Genomic DNA, 19,685 nt, shown 5'->3' on the forward strand with positions numbered 1-19,685 from the left:
ATCAACGAATATGAAACATTTATGTTAGGTAATTAACATTAAAAACACATTAACTTTTCAATAAATTGATGTTGATAACGGTTATTAAAAACCGTGAACAAAACTTTTAAATGGTTGATTTTTAAAATTGTTGCGTTCTGACAAATTGTGAACAACTAATTTTGATCGTTCAAAGCAACTTTTTAGACAAAATTTTATTCCACATTTCAACGATCTATCATAATCATCATTTTAATAAATTTTAAAAAAGAAGAAAAAGTATAATATTGATTATTGTTGATAAAGTTCATTTTGTTTGTGATTAGTCTTCCTTTCCTTGTTGCTCAAGGATTATAATTTGTATTTTTCAAAAAAATAAGGACGTTAATGTCAAAGAAAAAGAAGAGAGCTGGTAGTCAGCGAAAGAATGAAATTACGAAGGGAATTTTCACCGTACTCGAAAAAGAACCATCTAAAAGCTTCAATTACAAGCAAATAGCTTCTAAACTAAATATTACAAATACGCAAGATAGAAACTTGTTGATCAAACGATTAGGACAGTTAAAGGCCAGTGATCGTATTGTAGAAGCAGATCGGGGCAAGTATCAGAAAAAGCCTTCGTTGCATACTTATTTTACAGGAAGGGTAGATTTGACTACAAGTGGAAATGCCTATATAATTGTGGACGAACTGGATGATGACATCTTTGTTTCCAATAATAATCTCAACAAGGCATTTCATGGGGATACCGTAGAGGTGTTTTTAAAACCTAAACGGAAAAGCAATAAAAAGGAAGGTGAAATTTCCAAGGTATTGGAACGTAAAAAAACTTCCTATGTGGGTATTGTGGACAAACAAAAAAGTTTTGCATTTGTTCGCCCTACCGATTCCAGAATGTATACCGATATTTTTATTCCTCCGGAAAAATTAAAGAAAGCCAATGATGGCGACAAGGTATTGGTACATCTTGGTGAGTGGCCGGACGATACCGATTCCCCTTATGGCGAGATTGTTGAGGTCCTTGGAAAACCAGGGGAACACAATACCGAAATACATGCCATTTTAGCGGAATATGGACTACCACATGAATTCCCATACGAGGTAGAACAGTATGCCAAAACATTGGATACCAGTATAAAAGAATCCGAAATCGCGAAGCGAAGGGATATGAGGGAAGTCTTGACTTTTACCATTGATCCCAAAGATGCCAAGGATTTTGATGATGCTCTTTCTTTCCAAAAATTGGAAAATGGCAATTATGAAATTGGTATCCATATTGCCGATGTTTCGCATTATGTACAGCCGAATACCGTTTTGGAAGAAGAGGCTTATGATAGAGCCACCTCTGTATATTTAGTGGATAGGGTGGTTCCCATGTTGCCAGAAGTTTTATCCAATATGGCCTGTTCGCTAAGGCCAAATGAGGAGAAATATACCTTTTCTGCCATTTTTGAAATGGACGATAAGGCAAGGTTGGTCAATCAGTGGTTTGGCAGGACCGTTATCAATTCCGATGAGCGTTTCGCCTATGAGGAAGCCCAGCATATTATAGAAACGGAACAAGATAAGATTCCAAAAGAGGTATCCATCCGAGGAAATGCCTATACTGTTTCAAATAATGTTGTTGAGGCCGTACTAACCTTTGATCGCTTGGCCAAAGTAATGAGAAAGGCCCGAATGGATGCTGGGGCCATTTCTTTTGATAAAATTGAGGTGAAATTCCATTTATCCGAGGACAACGAACCCGTTGGTGTATACTTTAAAGAAGCAAAGGACGCCAATAAACTTATTGAAGAGTTTATGCTTTTGGCCAATAGAAAGGTGGCGGAATTCATAGGAAAGCAGAAAAAAACTTTTGTTTATCGGGTACACGATAAACCCGATGAGGATAAATTAATGGCCCTTAATGGAGTAATTTCGAGATTCGGACATAGTATCAATCTGAAGGATAGTAAGACCATCAACCAGTCCCTGAACAAATTATTGGAGGATGTCAAGGGCAAGAAGGAACAAAACTTGGTGGATACCTTGGCCATTCGTAGTATGAGCAAAGCCATTTATACCACTGAAAATATTGGTCACTACGGTTTAGGGTTTGAATATTATACCCATTTTACCTCACCTATCCGAAGGTATCCAGATGTAATGGTTCATCGCTTGTTGCAACATTATTTGGATAAGGAAAAGGCTCCCAAAGAAACCATATATGAGGAAAAGTGCAAACATTCCTCGGATATGGAATTGTTGGCTGCAAATGCGGAACGGGATTCCATAAAATACATGCAGATCAAGTTTATGGAAGATCATAAAGATCAGGAATTCTTGGGCGTGATCTCCGGTGTTACCGAATGGGGCATTTATGTGGAAATTGTAGAGAATAAATGCGAAGGCATGATTCGTATACGTGACATTAAGGACGATTATTATGTTTTTGATGAGCGCCAATACGCCATTATAGGGGAGCGTACCAAACGGATGTACCAGCTGGGTGATGAGGTCTATGTAATGGTAAAGAATACCGATTTGGTCAAAAGGCATTTAGACTTTTCGTTGATCGGTAAAAGGAAATAATACTATTTTGGAATAAAATTTGTTATCCTATTGAGAACCAAATTTTTATAACATGAAAGTAATTACGATTGTTGTACTGTTCCTATCGCTACAATTTGTGAGTGCACAGGATGCAACCGTAACCCAGAACCTACAAAAGTTTACAGAGGTTAAAGGGTTTGATGGGATTTCCATTAATCTTATCAAGTCCAACCAGAACAAAGCTGTGATCACAGGGGCCAATACCGATAATGTTGCCATTGTAAATAATGATGGTGTCTTGAAAATTCGAATGGAGATTGTTAAGATCTTTAGTGGTTACAGGACTTATGTAGATCTCTATCATTCAGAGGAATTGGTGGTAATAGATGTTAACGAGGATGCGAGAATTTCGTCCGATGATACTTATATCCAAGATGTATTGGAACTTAAAGCCCAAGAAGGCGGTGAATTGGAAATTAATTGCGAAGTGGACCAATTGTTGATCAAATCCATATCCGGGGGAGAGATCATTGTTGGAGGATTTTCCAATACACAAGATGTGATCATCAACACAGGTGGATCCTATCAAGGAAAATCGTTTAAGACAAAATTTACCACAATAAACGTAAATGCGGGCGGAAATGCCGAAATTTATGCATCGGATTACGTAAAGGCCAATGTAAAGGCCGGAGGCGAAGTACTAGTGTACGGAGATCCAAAAAAAATGGATGAACACACCCTTTTCGGTGGTAAAATAAAAAGAATCAAATAATAATGATTGACGATATCCAAGCAGCGATTCCCTTAGGATTTTTGCTCAGCTTTATGATCGGTCCCGTTTTCTTTGTTTTATTGGAAACCAGTGCCACAAAAGGTTTTAGAGCGGGAGTAAGTCTGGATATTGGGGTTATAGTTGCGGATATTGTTTTTTTGATCATTGCCTACTTCAGTAGTTTCCAATTGTTGGAAAACCTAAGTAACGAGCCGGGACTGTTCGTATTTGGAGGAATGATTCTTTTGGTGTACGGAATTTATCTGTTCGTTAAAAAAGCCAAGAAAAAATCGAATGTAAAAGCTTCCAAGGGTACCTATTTGGGGTTAATTGTAAAAGGATTTTTATTGAATTTCATCAATATCGGTGTTCTAGCATTTTGGCTCGGTTTAATTATTGTTGTAGGACCAAGTTTAGAGAACAATCCAAATCGAATGTTGGTATTTTTTAGTACGGTGATCTTAGTGTATTTCGCGACCGATCTTGTAAAAATTATATTGGCCAAACAGTTAAAGCGTTATTTGACCCAAGACCGTATTGTAGTCATAAAAAAAGGTTTAGGTATTGTTTTGATCATTTGTGGCATTGTTTTGATCAGCAAAGGATTCCTGCCCAAAGAAAAATTCGATATTAAAGAAGGAATAGAAAAGATCAGTTAAAAAAAACCCAGCACAAAGTACTGGGTTTTGAGGCATCGAGCGGATTCGAACCGCTGTACAAGCTTTTGCAGAGCTCTGCCTAGCCACTCGGCCACGATGCCGATTAAGAGTGCAAATGTACTATTTTTTTTAGCTTACCCAAACGATTATTATTGTCTTTGAGAGTTTAAAATAACGGCCACGCTTTCCACATCTCCACCTATTGGGGGATTAATTTTAGCTACTTCCACTTCTACCTGGGTTACTTGTGGCAATTCCAAAAAGATACGGTCTATAATACGTTTGGCAACGTGTTCCAAAAGGTTGGAACGCACCAACATTTCATCTTTTATAATATTGTTGAGGTGAACGTAATCCACGGTTTCGGTCAATATATCGGAATCTGCCGGTTTGGAAAGGTCGGAGGTTACCTCTAGATCTACACGGTAATCGCTTCCGATCAACATTTCTTCTTTTAAACAACCGTGGTTGGAATGTATTCTAACGTTTTTTAATCTTATTTTTCCCAAAACTGTGATTTAAGAATGGGCAAAAATAGGACAAAACGGTTAAATCAATACATACATCTACAATTACTGATTCCCTGGAACAGATCCATACCCACGGTGAGAACGTGCGTACCTGTACTATACCCCAAAATTTCGTTGGTAATTACCTGATAGGAATACCCAAAATAGAAGTTACTCTTTTTAAAACCTGCCAAAGGTGCAATATAAAGCGGTTCTCCCAATTGATCGTTCAAAAAGCGATAGGTAAGTCCTACGTAGTAATAGTCTTCAAAATCGCGAAAACGGAATTTGGCATTTAAATCCGTAACCGAACGTCCATCACTTTCAAACCATTGAAAAAATACGGAAGGTTCTATTTCCAATTTACTGTTTTTACTTTTGGAAAAACTATATCCTGAATACAGGTAATAGTTTCTAAGCTTATTGGGTTCTATCCGTATAATATCTGTATTGAAATTGGATAGATCTTTATTGAGGACGTTTCCGGCATTTGCACTAAAGAAAAATTTATCGTACCGATATAAAAACCCAATATCAAAGTTATGATTTGTTGTGGCTTTATCGTCTGTAGGCAACTGACCATTGTTTTCCTCGAACTGTTCCACATCTATCCTAAATTGGTTAAAATTATAGGACAGACCGAACGAGAGGAAGATATCGTCATAACGGTCCAAGGTCAAATGGTGGGCGAAAGATACCCTTGCACCCCGTTGTCTTGTAAAACCGTTGCTATCGTTGTAAAGCAGCATACCTACCCCCGATCTGTTTCCAATTCTGGCATCGGCTGCCAGTGTTTGGGTATCCGGGGCATCCTCTATGCCTACCCATTGCGTTAAGCCGTTTAAACGAACTTTTATATGGTCGCCGATACCTGCATAGGTAGGGGACATTAAAAAGGGATTGTCGGCTATGTATTGAGATAATTGGGGTACGGTCAACTCCTGTCCCTTGGCACAAAGTGACAAGGAAACCAATAGGATTGTTGAATATACTTTTTTAAGCATGGGGTTAGCAGGTTAAGTGTTATTGTCGATATAGTGTAAAATGGCCTACAAACTCGCGGTCGTCCAATGGACCTTCCAGTTTAACAACGTACCAGTAATCTCCGGTAGGCAATGGTTTTCCATCGTAATTGCCATCCCATCCCTGTACGTTTCGGGTCATCTCTTCCACTACTCTACCATAACGATCATAAATTATAATTAGTACGTCCGGGAACCCTTCAATGTTGTCAGGTAGCCATATATCGTTGAGACCGTCGCCATCTGGGGTGAAAAAGTTCGGAAATTCAACATCTATGAATTCCATAAAGATCTCCGCAGTGGCCTCACATCCATTTTGATCAACAACGGTTACAGTGTAGGTATCCGTTCTGTTGATGTAGAATGTGTTTTCGGTTCCATTATCAATATCGTTGAAATAGAACGTATAGTCTTCCACACCACCATCAGCTATTGCTGTTATCTGGTTGATGTTGTTATTCTCCAAGGTTAATGTCAATGGTTCAAATGCTTCGATAGTGAAGTCATAAGTCGTCATACAACCATTGGCGTGGGCTACGGTCAGGTAATGATCGCCGGGTGCCATATTGGTAAAGTCGGCCGTTAATTGCATATCTGCCGGATCGGTGGAATCCAAAGCGAACATTAAGTCGTTGGTAATGGATTCGTCCTCAAAAGCAATGTTCAAATAGTTATCCGGAACAATATCACTACACTCGTACATTGGTGTAACGGTTGCCGCTAAATTTACGCCAGGATCAATTTCAACGATTACATTGGTTTCACAACCTTGTGCATCCCTTACAAAAACTACATGGGTTCCAGCGGTCAGATTTTGGAACAAGAACTGGTCCTGTACAAAATTTTCATCTGCTGTTGAGTTTAAACTGGTTTGGTAAGGAGCAGTGCCTCCAGAGATTTGAACTTCAAAGGATCCATCGCCGCTTTCAAAACATACCTCGTCCATAATGTTGATGGCCTCGGCAACTACCGGTTCTGGTTGCGTAAGTTCAAATTGGAAGGTGATAAAGCATCCGTTTACATCCTGGGCAATTACATCGTAAATACCTGGTGCCAAATCTGTAAAGGTGTTTTCGGTATCGAACTGATCTAGATTTGGTGAAATGGCGTAAAGTATCTCACCGGTTCCTCCGGAAACTTCAACAGTAATGGTTCCGTCCTCCATACCAGAACAAGTGATATTGGTAAATTCTTCCCTATCGACAACCAAAGGATCTGGATCAACAATGGTGATTACAGGTGAAACCTCAACACAGTCTACGCTGGTTACTCTTACATAATAATCTCCTGCCATTAGTCCGTTAAAGGTTCCACTGGTTTGTGGCCCATTTACTAGATGGGTCAAAGCTGCATCACTGAACAATTCGTAGCTATAATTGCCCAAACCACCGGTTGCGCTTGCAATAATGGTCGCAGAAGCTTCACCCATACAATTGATGATGGCTGCAGAATCGTCTATTTCGAGCATTAGGTCCGGAACAGCATCTACGGTTACTTGGTTGGATATCATAGCATCACAACCGTTGGCATCTCGAACATAGTATTGGTATACTCCAGGTGCTACATCGAACGTATGGGTGTTTCCACCGCTCATGGCCGTAAAACTTATGCCATCCGTACTATAGAAATAAGGGGCTGTTCCACCGGCCGCACTCAATAGGATCTGTGCATCGTTGGTACAGGTCATTCCACTTAATTGGATCAAAGATGCCATAACCTCTATTGGTTCGGTAATGGTCACTTGAGGGGTTTCCACACCACAGCTCCAGCCATCGGATACGGTTATGCTATATATTCCAGCACCCAATCCTGTGAATGTATTACTGCTTTGTACGCCAGTGGTGAACTCGATGGTTGTTCCGGTAGCATCATAAATATTTAATTGGTATTGGTAGATACCTTCACCACCTAGAACATTGTCTGCCCAAACCGCAGCACTATTGTCGCCATAGCACAAAAGATCTATTGGGGCAGCATCAATATCCGCAGTAATCGGAATGGGTTCCGTTAGGGTGATCGTTCTATCTTCAACACATCCACCATTGTCCGTAACACTTACCGTATAATTTCCTGCCGATAAACCTGTAAACACATGGCTTGCAACATTGTTTATGGTATATACCTGTGTTGTAGTAGTGTTGGTCAATACAATGTTATAAGGTGCATAACCTCCTGTAGGAGCTATCAATATTTCTCCTTGATCATTGGTACAGGTTACATTGGCCACTTCTTGTGGTGTATAATCCAATGCTGAACTTGGCGATATTATGGTAATGGTATTGGAATCTTCAATACATTCCGGATACCCGGTTTCGGTTACACGCACAAAGTAGTTTCCACCTACCAACAATGGATCGGTTATGGACATTGGATTAGTGGTTGTATTACCACTTCCCGATATACCAGTTGTTGTACCATTGGCATTGAATACTTCATAATTGTAAGTGCCAGTGTAACCAGTTACATCAATTTCCAGAGTTCCTGCATCACCAAAACACATAGCAGGCGATGTTGCCGTGGCCACAACGTCAATGGTATCGTATGGAGCTATGTTGTGTGTAGTCTCCACAAAACAACCTGTGGTGTCGTTGGTAGCCCTGAATGTATAGCTTCCAGGTTCTGTTAACTCAAATGTTGCTGTTGTTCCTGTTGAGGTTGTGATTGCTCCATAAGGATTTCCTACAGGCAACAATTCAAAAGTATAGGTGTCGCCACCGATGAATTCAGTAACTGTTAAGGTCACAGTTTCTGGATCAACACAAGAAATGGCAATATCTTGATTTAAGTTTAGGGTAAATGTGTTCAGAGGTTGAACAGTTATACTATCCGGATATTCACATCCATTGGCATCCCTAACAATATAGTTGATGGTTTGTACGGTCGTATTGTCCACAACATTGAAAGTAGCATCGGAAGTGAAGCTGTTTCCTTCAAAACTATAGGTATAGGGTGCTGTTCCTCCAAGGGCCGAAATAGTTATAGTGGCTTCGTTTACACTATTACTTGGGCTACAAGCAAAATCTGTCGCAGAGGCGAATGCTGTTAATGCAGACGGTTCGCCCACGGTTACATCAAAAGAGTCTTCACATGCTCTTGAAGAGATTACCCTAGCTTGGTAATTACCTGCGGGCAGATTATCAAAAACAGGACTCGATTGAGCAAATCGGTATGGATTCACCAAATCCGACATTTCATAAAGTTCGTAGGTGTATACAGGATCAACTATGGTAGCAGGATCGAGTACAACGGTCAAACTTCCGTCGGAACCTCCATTACAGCTCACATCTTGTATGATAACATTATCGATGATCGGATCAACTTTATCATCCAATTCTTGGGTAACTACATAAGTACATGGTGTGGCAGTATCATTATCTGTTACCGTAAAAGTATACACACCGGGCATGGTTAAACCTGTAAATACTCCTGTAGTGTTTGTTGGAAGTGGCGTTGAACCATCCGGGAATTCTACTTCGAATTCTAAATTTGTAGATCCACCGGAAACATTAACAGTAATTTGTCCGCCTGGATCGCTAATATCACAATCTATAGGTTTAACCACAGTTGTATTGGCTGTCATGGCATCTGTAAGAACTACTGGTCCAACAGTTGTGGTACAGGACCACTGATCGGCGATCAACACTTCATAGGAACCAGCTCCAAGACCTGAGAATATGGTATTTGTTTGTGGAGAACCAACATTTGTTCCATCTTTAATCAATTGATAGGTATAGTTGCTTCCTTGTCCACCTGCTGTTCCCACCACTTGGATTTCACCTTGCAGATCGGTACAGTTTTCCACATTGATTTGCAATGTGGCAGTTATCGGATTAGGATCGGTTAAGGTTACGGTATCCACCAATTCTTCACAACCACTAGAATCGATTACCCAAGCTTCATAAGTTCCAGCAACGAGTCCGGTAAAGTTTGGACTGGCCACATAGTCACCGAGCACTGTTGGCGAAGAAGTTCCTACATAGTAGGAATATCCACCCCATCCACCGGCAACGTTGGTAATCTGGATGGCACCATCGTTGCCCAAACAGGTAATATCGGTTACTACAGTATTTCCTGTAATGGCAGCAGCTGGACCTGCAATAGTGAAGGATTCGCTGTACAGACATGCAGCTCCCGGAGGATTGGTATCCGTTACTTCGATATAATATGTTCCGGCAGCGAGTCCTGTGATGGTAAAACTTCCATCAGCATCCGAACCTGTGGTTATGTCATCATCAAGAAGGTCTGTAGGTGTATTGTTTATATCGTAATATAAGGTATAGCTCGTAGCACTTGCATAGGTTGTGCTGGAAGCGTCAACAAGGTTCAGTACAACTTCGCCATTAGTGTCTCCAAAGCAAGTAATATCTGTGGTGCTTACCACATTCAAATCTAAAACTTCTGGATCGGCCACTTCGTGTGAAACAGTTCTAACACATCCTGTTACTGTGTTTCTAACTTCAAAATTGTGTGTTCCAACACTCAATCCTGCAAAGACTCCGGTAGGCTGGAATATACCAGAAGGCAATTCCCTAAATTCGTAATTGGCCGGATGCGTATTGGAATCTGTAATGGATCCTACTGCGGTAATGGTAATATCCTCGCCAGTGGCACAAGTAGCAACTGCATCAACCGTAATAGTCGCGTTGTCCAAGCTATCAAACGGTGCAATGCTAGCTGTGGTTGTGCCAATACAACCATTACTATCATAAACATTGATGGTGTAGTTGCCACCGTTGATATCGGTTTCGGTGTATACAGGATTGTTTCCGGATTGAACCACTACAGCTCCCGCATCGTTGATAAATTCATAGATAACATAGTTTCCACTACCTCCGGTTATAGAGGCTGTATCAACCGTGATGGTCGCGTTGTTCATGTTGTTGCCAACACTACAACCGAATTCAACTACTGATGCGTTTACATTGGTTATGGCATCTGGCTGGGAAATAACGATCCCTGTAATATCAAAGGGACAGTTATTTGCACCAATTGCTCGTACATCGTATGTTCCAGCCGGTAGGTTTTCAAAGGTGTTTCCGTTCAATACTGCACCCACTGGCATTGGCGATAAAGTATAGGTCAGGGGCAGAATGCCATTATCGACCGCTGTTAGGGTAATGCTACCATCGTTTCCACCAAAACAGGTTACATCTACATGGGTTTCTGTAAAATCTGGAATAGGTGCATCTGGAACTTCTATGGTTATGGTTTTAGGACAGTTCGGTGGTGCTGTACCCATGTCGTACACAATCACATCATAACTACCGGCAACTGCTGCGCCTGTCCAAGTAAATTGATTGAAAGCATCCAATGTAAGAACACCTCTTGCTACATCATTTGTGCCCGGTCCATCGATCATATACTCATAGTTTCCAGATCCCGAGATTACATCGATCAATAGTTCGGCATTACCGGCAGCACCAATTTCACAATCCAATGCTACCGTTTGTGTAACCGTAAACTCCAAAGGTGGATGAATATCAAAAGTTTCTGTTTCGGTACATCCGTTCAGGTCTCGAACAGTTATTGATTGACCTGTACTTGAAGATAGGTTGGATATTAAATATTGATTGCTTCCATTGAATGTAAAGTTTTGGAATGCGCCACCATTAATACTAATTTGGAACGGTGCCATGGCCACAGCTGGGTTGTCCAACGTAACCATAACCTGGAATAGTCCTTCGTCCACGCATTCATCTATTATGGCCAGAGAAATATCCGGGCTTGGATCGAGTAGAACGGTAACGGGATCACTTTGTATACAATCGTTCGCATCTTTTACATACACAATATAATCACCAGCTTCTACATTGGCCGTGTTACTGCTTGTCCATCCAGCGGTAGCAGCTGTAGGAGCGGGGTCGGTATCCAATAAATACAGATACTCGTAAGGAGCAAGACCAAATTGGGCCGATGCGGTGATAACACCTGCATTTGGATTACAGTTGTCGTTAGTTGGTGAACTAGCTGTAACATCTAGCAAAGTAGGCGCTTGTTCAATAAGGAATTCATCAGAAGCAATTACACAACCAGCGTTAGGTCCATCGGCCTCTTCGAAAAGAATGTAGTATTCTCCGGGGCTCAAACCTGTTGCTGTATCGCTTTCTGGGCCTCCGATTGCACCCGATATTGTATCCGATATACCTGTGGTAGTATGGGTATTGGTGTAGAAAATCTCGTAATTCACATTATTTCCACCATAACCGGATATAGTAAAATCTACTGTGCCATCGGCAGCTCCTGTACAAGTTATATCGGTTGAAGCATCTATAGTTGATACCAAAGTAGAGTTGGTAGCCACAGGAACGGTTGCTTCCTGAATATATTCACAATTGGTATCCGTATCAAAAACAATAAAAGTATAAGTTACACCGGGGGTAAGACCTGTGAACAAGTGGGTGTTGTCCGGTGCTGGTAGCGGATCTTCCGGGAACCATGCAGGATCGGCCGCATTGAAAGCCGGAGCAGGATAGATGGCAAAATAGAATGTTCCTACACCCAAAGTTCCATTGGAAGCTTGAGCCTCAACAGTCATTTCACCGCTACCAGGCGTACAGCCCGAAGCCCCTGCCGTGGTTATCAATATATCCGGACCCGTTGTAATGGTAACCGTTGATATGTTTTGACATCCATTGGCATCAGTAATTTGTACGGTGTAATCTCCAAAATCAAGACCGGTAAAGGTATGATCATTGGTTCCTAAAGAAGTATCGTAGGTAAGGTTTACACTGAAATCAGTGTTGTATACCTGATAGATATAATCTGGTGTTCCTCCTGAAGCATCAACGGTTATGGTTCCCAATTCGGTGGTCGATGCAACACATGTAAGATTGGTGTGCGTTACATTTGGCAAAATAGGAGTTGGTTCAGAAATAACCACAGGGAACGGATCGGAAACACAACCTTTATCATCGGTTATGGTTACTTCATAAGACCCTGCTGGCAAACCTGTGGTCTGAGTTCCATAGTTGGTAGGCCCACTTGTTTCTACTACATTAATGGTGTATGGCGGAACGCCAACCGAGGTATCTATTACAACGTTCAGAGACCCGGTACTATCACCAAAACATAAGATATCTGTTGGGATAACATTGCTGATTACAGGTTGGGTTGCCGGAGTTACTATAACACTATTTGTTACTGTGGTACAAGTAGCCGTATCGGTAACACGGAACTGATAGGTTCCATCGGTATTTGTAGTGAATACGTTTCCAGTGAACCCGGTTGCAAAATAATTGGTTCCTCCATCGTTGGACCATTCGTAGGAATAGCTACCGGAACCACCAGTTGCATTAATGGTTATGCTGGCATCGACCAAACAGGTCAAATCACTGTTCAACGAAGCTGAAGCGGTCAATGCTGGATTAATGGTTGCAGTATCCGTGGCTGTACATCCGAATGCATCTCGTACGTCTATGGTATAGGTTCCTGCCGTTAAGTTTTCAAAAAGGTATGTTGTACCGTTGGTCGGTGTGGGCGTCATCCATGCACCGCCATTCAAACTAAATTGATAGGTACCGTTTCCGTCGGTAACATCTACTTGAATACTTCCATCATTATTTCCACTATAACAAAGTGTAGGTGTTAGATTAAAAGCGATGGTTGCCGGAGGATCAATTGTTATATTGGTCGTGTCCTCACATAAATTAATATCCCTTGCACGGATCACATAATCCCCTGCGGCAAGTCCGGTAAACACATTGGAAGTTTGGAAAGTTGTGATTATACCTCCCAGATCATCTTCTAGCTGGTATTGATAAGCAGGTGTTCCATCGGTGGCCGTGGCCGTGATGGTTGCACCTCCGTTGGTACAGGTCAGCACATTGGTTATTGTTGCGGTTACATCCAGAATATCGGGCTGTGTCAAGGTTTGGTTCAACACCACTGAACAGGCAGGGTCCCGTAGATCAACTATGTTGATGGTATGTGCGCCTGCTGCGAGTCCGGAAACAGTTATAGGACTGGCAAATTGGGCGGCCGATACAGCACCGCCATCCACTTGATACGTAAATCCGATTGCTGGATCAAAGTTTTCAGCTTCAAAAACGATAGTTCCGTCCGCAGCACCATTACAGGAAATATTGGAAAAGGAAGTAATGGCACCATCAAAGGCACGGCCATCTTCAACTGTTACATTCAAGGTTAAGGAATCGGTACAAACCTCGGGCGTTTGATGCGCTTCAATATCATCGATTGCGATGTCGTTTCCACCCGTTACCGCAGAATTTGTTCTAATAACAATATCCAAGTTGGTGTTGGCACCAGGATTTAGGGTTACGGAATAATTCTGCCAGTCGTTTACTCCATTGTTTTTTGGTACATTTCCAGTAGTTGTACTAGCAATTACGGTTCCGCTACCATCAACTAGCTGGATATCTATATCTGGATCTGCACCACCTTGACCATTTCTTAAAAGATTAAAAGCCCATAATGAAATTGTAATGTCCCTATTTGGAACAACTTCTATATCTCTTTTGGCATAAATGATCCCATTGGGACCTACTGCCCCGCCAACATTCATGGCCAAAAATCTACCATTTGGTAAACCCGAATGGTCATTTGGACTTAACCATGTTAGGTAAGGATTGACAATGTTTTGGGTTACAGAATATTCCCCATCCTGTATATGTGTGTCAATGGCCCATCCACAAGAGTTTGCTGCACCACTTTGTGGTTCGTAACAATAGGCTGGATCAACCTCGGGAATACTGGTATTTGGTCCAATCCCAAAGTTTTCGGAAAGGAGTATGCTTGGAGAAGGGGTTAAGTTGCTGGTGTAATTTACCGTAATGGTATGGTTGCCCACGGGTACGTTTGGAAATACATTATTGGTATCCGGTGTGTTAGGCGTACCATTAATTTCGTAAGTATAGTCAAATTCGGTGCTGCTTGGTGTTACCGTAATGGTTCCTTCACCATCACACTCGTAATCAACAGTTGCGGTTGCGGTTGGGGGTGTTGGTTCTGGATCAATGGTTACGGACATTGGGTAGGTACACAGGTTGGCATCCCTAATGTAAAGGGTGTGTGTCCCCGGCAATAGATATCCAATGGAACTTGCCCCGTAGTTGGAACCGCCATCAAAACTGTATTCGTAAGGAGCTGTACCTCCAATGGCATTGGTGATACGCACCTCAGCACCCATTCCAGGGAAACATTCTGCCAAGGCAGTTACCGCGGCAGAAGCCGAAAGGGTCAAAGGTTCAGTAATGGAGTAAATTTGGTTCACTTCGCAATTGTTGGCGTCGCGAACCCTGATATTATAGCTACCCGCTGCTTGATTTACAAAAATATTGGAAGTTTGATAGGTGGCCCCATTATCAATGCTGTAGGTATAAGGTGCTTCACCACCTGTCGCAGTTATGGTAATTTGGGCTTGAGCTTCACCACTACAAAGAATGTCCGTATTGGCAATGGTTAAGGCCAATGGATCGTCTTGAAGAATGGTAATATCGTAAACGGCCTCGCAATATCCTGCGGCACCATTGTTATCTCTTACGTACACATCGTAATCTCCTGCCCCAGAAATAGTAATGGGGTTTGCAGCTGCGAAATCCCCAGCGGTTGGTGTAGCCCCATTATTTACAATGGCATATACGTAATTTCCATCTCCTCCGGCCGCTGTTACGGTCACATCCGTATCTGTTCCACAGGCTGTTATGTTGGGCGCTGATGCCGTTACACTAAGTTCTGGATCAATGGTGATGGATGCCGAATCGGTACAATCATTACCGTCCCTAACATCAATGGTGTAGGTTCCCGGGCCGAGGCCTGTGAATATATTTATGGCCACAAACGGACCTCCATTTAGGCTGTATTCATAATTTCCATCTCCTCCAGATGTAACATTGGCCGTTAAAGTCAATCCCGAGGCATCATCATAACAAATATCGTTCGGAACAATATCCAGAACGGGAGCGATGGCTTCATTAATTGTAAAAGTGTCCGTAAACACACAAGCATTGGCGTCGGTAACGGTGTAGGTATAGGTACCACCAATATTTAAACCGGTGAACAGGCCGTTAGCTTGTGCTGCTGGCAGTACGTATCCTGCTGGGCCAGCAGTAATTTCGTAAGTATAACTTCCCCATCCATCAGCCGCAACAATATCTACCGAACCATTGGCTACACAAGTGGGTTGTGCCACAGTAACTGAAGCGTTGAGTGCTGCAGGCGGAGCTACAACGGTAACACTTGCGGTGTCCGTACAGTTGGTAAAGTTATCGGTAACGGTAATGGTATAGGTTCCTTCGGCCAATCCAGAAAGAGTGATTGTTCCATTGGTTTCGGCGGTTCCCGAAAATGTTGCAGGACCAGTTACGGAATAATCATAATCGGTATTGAAGTCGGATACATTGTACCTTATTTCTCCATCTGAATCACCAAAACAGGTAATGTTGTTCAGCAATTGACCTGTTACTGCGATTTCGGTTACAGGGTCAATGGTAAAACTTTCATCATAGAAACAACCATCGTTATCGGTTACCCGGAACATATAGGTTCCTGGAGACAGACCTGCAAAGGTTGCATTGTTTCCGTTGTTTACTGCACTAACGGCAGGGGAAATAATTTCATAGATCAAATTAGGCGTTCCACCTGTAACGGATAGGGTTACGTCCGAAACAAAAGTCGGACAAAGGGGATCGGTTGCCGTAAAACCAATATCGGTTGGAGGATCTAAAGGATCTATGGTAACAGAATCCGCAAAGGTACAAAGGTTGGCATCTCTTACAGTTATAGTATATGTTCCATCCGTGAGGTTGGAAAATGTTTCTTCTAACAAGGTGCCGGAATCGGGACTAAAATTAACCCCGTCTATGCTGTATTCGTAAGGGGCAGAGCCACCTTGAACATTGAACATTCTTATTTCTCCTAGTTGTGTACAAGTATAATTTTGTGAGATTTGAATATCTGCATCAAGAGCAAGAGTAGGTCCTGAAATACTTTGATATTCGAAGTAATCACAAGAAGCACTTCCTTTTCTTTGATTTATTACAATAACGTAATCGCCACTGTTCAATCCCGGAAAATTACCAGAGGTATTTGTGGCTATTGCATTGTTCAAATCGTAATTGTTCTCATCAAAACCAGTGGCATCGAATAGATAATATGTAAGTTGGTAGCCATTGCTGCTTAAGAGATTAAAAGTAATTGTACCAGATGCATCTCCATAACAAAGTACGTCGGTAACCGTGGTTGGATCAAAATCTGCAGATGGTCTAAATTCAATTGTTACAGGGTTTGAAATATCGTGACAGTTATTTCTATCCACAACAACAAATGTGTATTGACCCGGGTCATAAATGTCAAATATTTGACTGGTTTGATATGCAGAGGCCGGAATGTCGTTTACTGAGGGATAGGAAATAATTGTATTGCCCCCTTCATCAATATAGGACCATATGGCATATGTATGTGGAGTCTTTCCTCCTGATGACTCCATTAGAATATTACCTTCTCGACAGGTTATGTGTTGTGAAATTCGCGCGGTAAGTTCTAGGTCTGTCAAATCGTTAATGGTAACTTGTTCGGTATAGTCGCAACCATCATCTGTGGTTACGGTGACGTCGTAAACACCATCGTTCAGATTTTCAAAAGTGTAATTGTTATCGTTGGTTGGTCCGTGGGTATCCACCACGGTGCCTCCACTTGAAATTTCGTAGTAATATTGCGCCTCAACATTGAGAACGGAGATGGCAATTTCTCCCAACCCGTTACAATCGGTGTCTTGGGGAACAACATCTACCTGGAAATCCCTATCCAGAATACCAATATTGTCCAACACAAAAATACAACCATCGGTTACTCCTTGTTGTCTTATTTCCACCATGTAGGCACCGTTGGTGTCAATATCAAAGCTAGGGCTGGATTGGTAAGGAGCTATAATCGTTCCTGTGGTCTGGTTCACCAATTGGAACTCATAAGTCAAAGGGACATTGGTAACGGTGATGTTTCCATCGGTATCACATATAATATCGCTGCTGGTGTATCTCGGATCCAAGGGATTCTTGTAAATATTGAAATAGAATCTACTGAAGCATCCATCCTCATAATAGATAACCAATCTATATTGGCCAGTGTCCGAAGCCAAGAAATCGTTTCCGGTATGAACCACATTCCACGTACAACCGGTATTTGTGTTAGCACAACCATCTACGGGGTCTCCACAGCTAGATTCGTCCAGTTGTTCCCAATCGATTCGTGTAGCATCGGGAATGTTGATCTGTAGAAGTTCTGTATCGTTAAGTCCGCACAAGAAAATTTCGGGCAGTTCACTACCGTCGTTCGGGCATATTTCAATATCACCATCTATGCTGTTCGATGGGTCGTTGATCAAGGCTGTAATTGGGTTGGATTGAACCGAACCAAACAACTCTACGGTAATTATTTCTTGAAAGTCTTTACATGGGTCGGCCACTTGCTTGTCCACAATATAAGTGCCCACTTCGGTAACCAACATGGTGCTGGGATCCGTATCTGAATCGGCATCGGTAATAACCGTATCGATTCCTATATCAATTTGATTGTTACCGTTTTCGTCGCGGTACCAAATGTAGTTGTCAAAGTTATCTCCCGCGTTCAACAAAACATCGTCCCCACAGAGTTGTACGGTCCTACTAAAGTTACAGGCGCTAAGGTCGTCCAACAAGAAGTTTGTGGCACCAGGAGAACCAAATCCACAACCATCAAAATCGTAAACACTGGGGTCATCGGTAATTTGGTTTGAGTTCAAAACACCCTGATAAGTGGAATATGCCAAATTTTGAATGATATCGGTACAGGCATCGATAAAGTCGAAACAGTTTTCGGCCACTTGTACCCGCATACGGATAACTGCTGGTGGATCTCCTTCCTCAACAATATCATCGGGAATGGTAAAAACTATGGTTCTGGTTGCAGGATCGAAGGTATAGGTTACCCCAGAGGGCATGGTTATACTGGATTCGTCCAAGGTCACATTTATGGGAAGAACGTCCCTTATGGTATAATTTGTGGCATCGTCGTTTCCTACGTTTTGGAAAGTAAGCACATAATCCAGATATTGACCTAGGTGCACACCTTGTCCAGTAATATCGTTACCACCTATATCCTCGACGGTTTTGGCCAAGTTGATAGATGGTTCAATGATCTCCACATCCAAGGAGGTGAAGAAAATATCGTATTTATCCTGTGAAGACGAAGCTCTTAATGTTGCCCCTGTTTCTCCGTTGGGTATTACGGACCGGCTCGGGTTTGGTATGGTGAACAGATCTACGTCCCAACCCAAGGTGTTGATACTATTGGGGTTACGATTGGTTTGAATTACCCCTTCGTTGGTAATATTACTATTAAAAAAGTTATTGGATGGATTTGCCGTGTTGGACAATGTGGTGAAAGACCCATTGCTATCTGCTCTAATGGACAGTCGATCCCCGGTAATACGGTTATCTCCTTCCAAGGCGGCTACACCAAGTTTTGCGTTTACCGGGAAAGGTGCTGGCAAAGTGGTAAATCCGCTAAAGGGAATATCTACTGTTTCTCCGGATTTAATACCGGCATATCCGTCAAAAGTAGTGATGTATTTTCCTGGATAGGTCGGGTTTTCATAAACGATCACTAAAGACCAACCTCCGGAAACGCCTCCAGTAACGTTATCTCCCGAACTGGCCCGTACATTGGCCACGGTATATTCTCCATCTGGATTGGTCAAGCCCGTTAATATGGATGTTACATCTTTATAGCAGGCATATGGAGCGTAGCTGCCGAAATCGGAATCTCCATTACCATCAAAAAGAATTTCATCGGCAGTTAGATCTACGTAGCCGGCACCTGGCACCCTAAACTTGATTTCGTCAAAATCCGTCTGGCGGTTGTTATCTCTATAAACGGCAGACCAATATAGTCCCGCATATCTAATTCTTGAACAATCCGAATCTGGTACTGCCAAAGTTGCACTACTTGAGCTAAAGGTACTAGGGTCGCCATCAACATCAATATATTGCATGTTGAGGTCATCGTTGTAACTGGATCTTGAACCAGTGCTATTGTATGGGTCTTCCGGATCTCTATTTCTGGAGTCCCGGTTTACTATATTATTGGCAATAAACGTAAGGTCTCCCCTAATTTCGTTTGCGTAACGAACATCGAAATCGTTTTTTACTTGTGAAAATCCCGCGTATGCAAACAAGAGTAAACAAGTAGTTATGCCCCACCTGAGTAGTGATACTTTCAT

At 42.1% G+C, this 19,685-nt stretch carries 6 protein-coding genes and 1 tRNA gene; 3 read left to right on the forward strand and 4 right to left on the reverse strand.

What is annotated here, in order from left to right; translation table 11 throughout:
* Positions 1-366: 366 nt before the first annotated feature.
* Genes rnr through ABTP35_RS06670 form a run of 3 tightly spaced genes read left to right on the forward strand, consistent with a single transcriptional unit; the run spans position 367 to position 3,942 of the window.
* Complete coding sequence (rnr, locus tag ABTP35_RS06660; RefSeq protein ID WP_293298087.1) at positions 367-2,550, forward strand: ribonuclease R; 2,184 nt, start codon at positions 367-369, stop codon at positions 2,548-2,550.
* 52 nt (positions 2,551-2,602) lie between these two features.
* A complete protein-coding gene (locus ABTP35_RS06665; protein ID WP_293298085.1) occupies positions 2,603-3,283 on the forward strand; it encodes a head GIN domain-containing protein in 681 nt (226 codons plus the stop codon).
* Positions 3,284-3,285: 2 nt separating this feature from the next.
* Entirely contained in the window at positions 3,286-3,942 is a 657-nt protein-coding gene (locus ABTP35_RS06670) for a LysE family translocator (RefSeq protein ID WP_224835983.1), read from the forward strand.
* 30 nt (positions 3,943-3,972) lie between these two features.
* Here the strand turns inward: ABTP35_RS06670 and ABTP35_RS06675 are convergent.
* From ABTP35_RS06675 to ABTP35_RS06690, 4 genes are all read right to left on the reverse strand, one after another.
* A tRNA-Cys gene (locus tag ABTP35_RS06675) sits at positions 3,973-4,043 on the reverse strand.
* Positions 4,044-4,091: 48 nt separating this feature from the next.
* Positions 4,092-4,451: a dihydroneopterin aldolase gene (gene folB, locus ABTP35_RS06680; RefSeq protein ID WP_252080996.1), complete on the reverse strand. Its 360-nt coding sequence runs from the start codon at positions 4,449-4,451 to the stop codon at positions 4,092-4,094.
* Between the two features lie 44 nt (positions 4,452-4,495).
* Positions 4,496-5,455, reverse strand: coding sequence for a type IX secretion system membrane protein PorP/SprF (locus tag ABTP35_RS06685; protein WP_224835981.1), 960 nt, complete (start codon positions 5,453-5,455; stop codon positions 4,496-4,498).
* A 19-nt stretch (positions 5,456-5,474) separates the two neighbouring features.
* Complete coding sequence (locus tag ABTP35_RS06690) at positions 5,475-19,685, reverse strand: T9SS type B sorting domain-containing protein (protein ID WP_293298080.1); 14,211 nt, start codon at positions 19,683-19,685, stop codon at positions 5,475-5,477.

The organism is Flagellimonas alginilytica (assembly GCF_042134605.1).
Lineage (GTDB): Bacteria > Bacteroidota > Bacteroidia > Flavobacteriales > Flavobacteriaceae > Flagellimonas > Flagellimonas alginolytica.

Bases quoted from the DNA above. Each gene is read 5' to 3' on its own strand.
- rnr (WP_293298087.1), top strand. From the start codon at position 367: ATGTCAAAGAAAAAGAAGAGAGCTGGTAGTCAGCGAAAGAATGAAATT.
- ABTP35_RS06665 (WP_293298085.1), top strand. From the start codon at position 2,603: ATGAAAGTAATTACGATTGTTGTACTGTTCCTATCGCTACAATTTGTG.
- ABTP35_RS06670 (WP_224835983.1), top strand. From the start codon at position 3,286: ATGATTGACGATATCCAAGCAGCGATTCCCTTAGGATTTTTGCTCAGC.
- ABTP35_RS06685 (WP_224835981.1), bottom strand. From the start codon at position 5,455: ATGCTTAAAAAAGTATATTCAACAATCCTATTGGTTTCCTTGTCACTT.
- ABTP35_RS06690 (WP_293298080.1), bottom strand. From the start codon at position 19,685: ATGAAAGTATCACTACTCAGGTGGGGCATAACTACTTGTTTACTCTTG.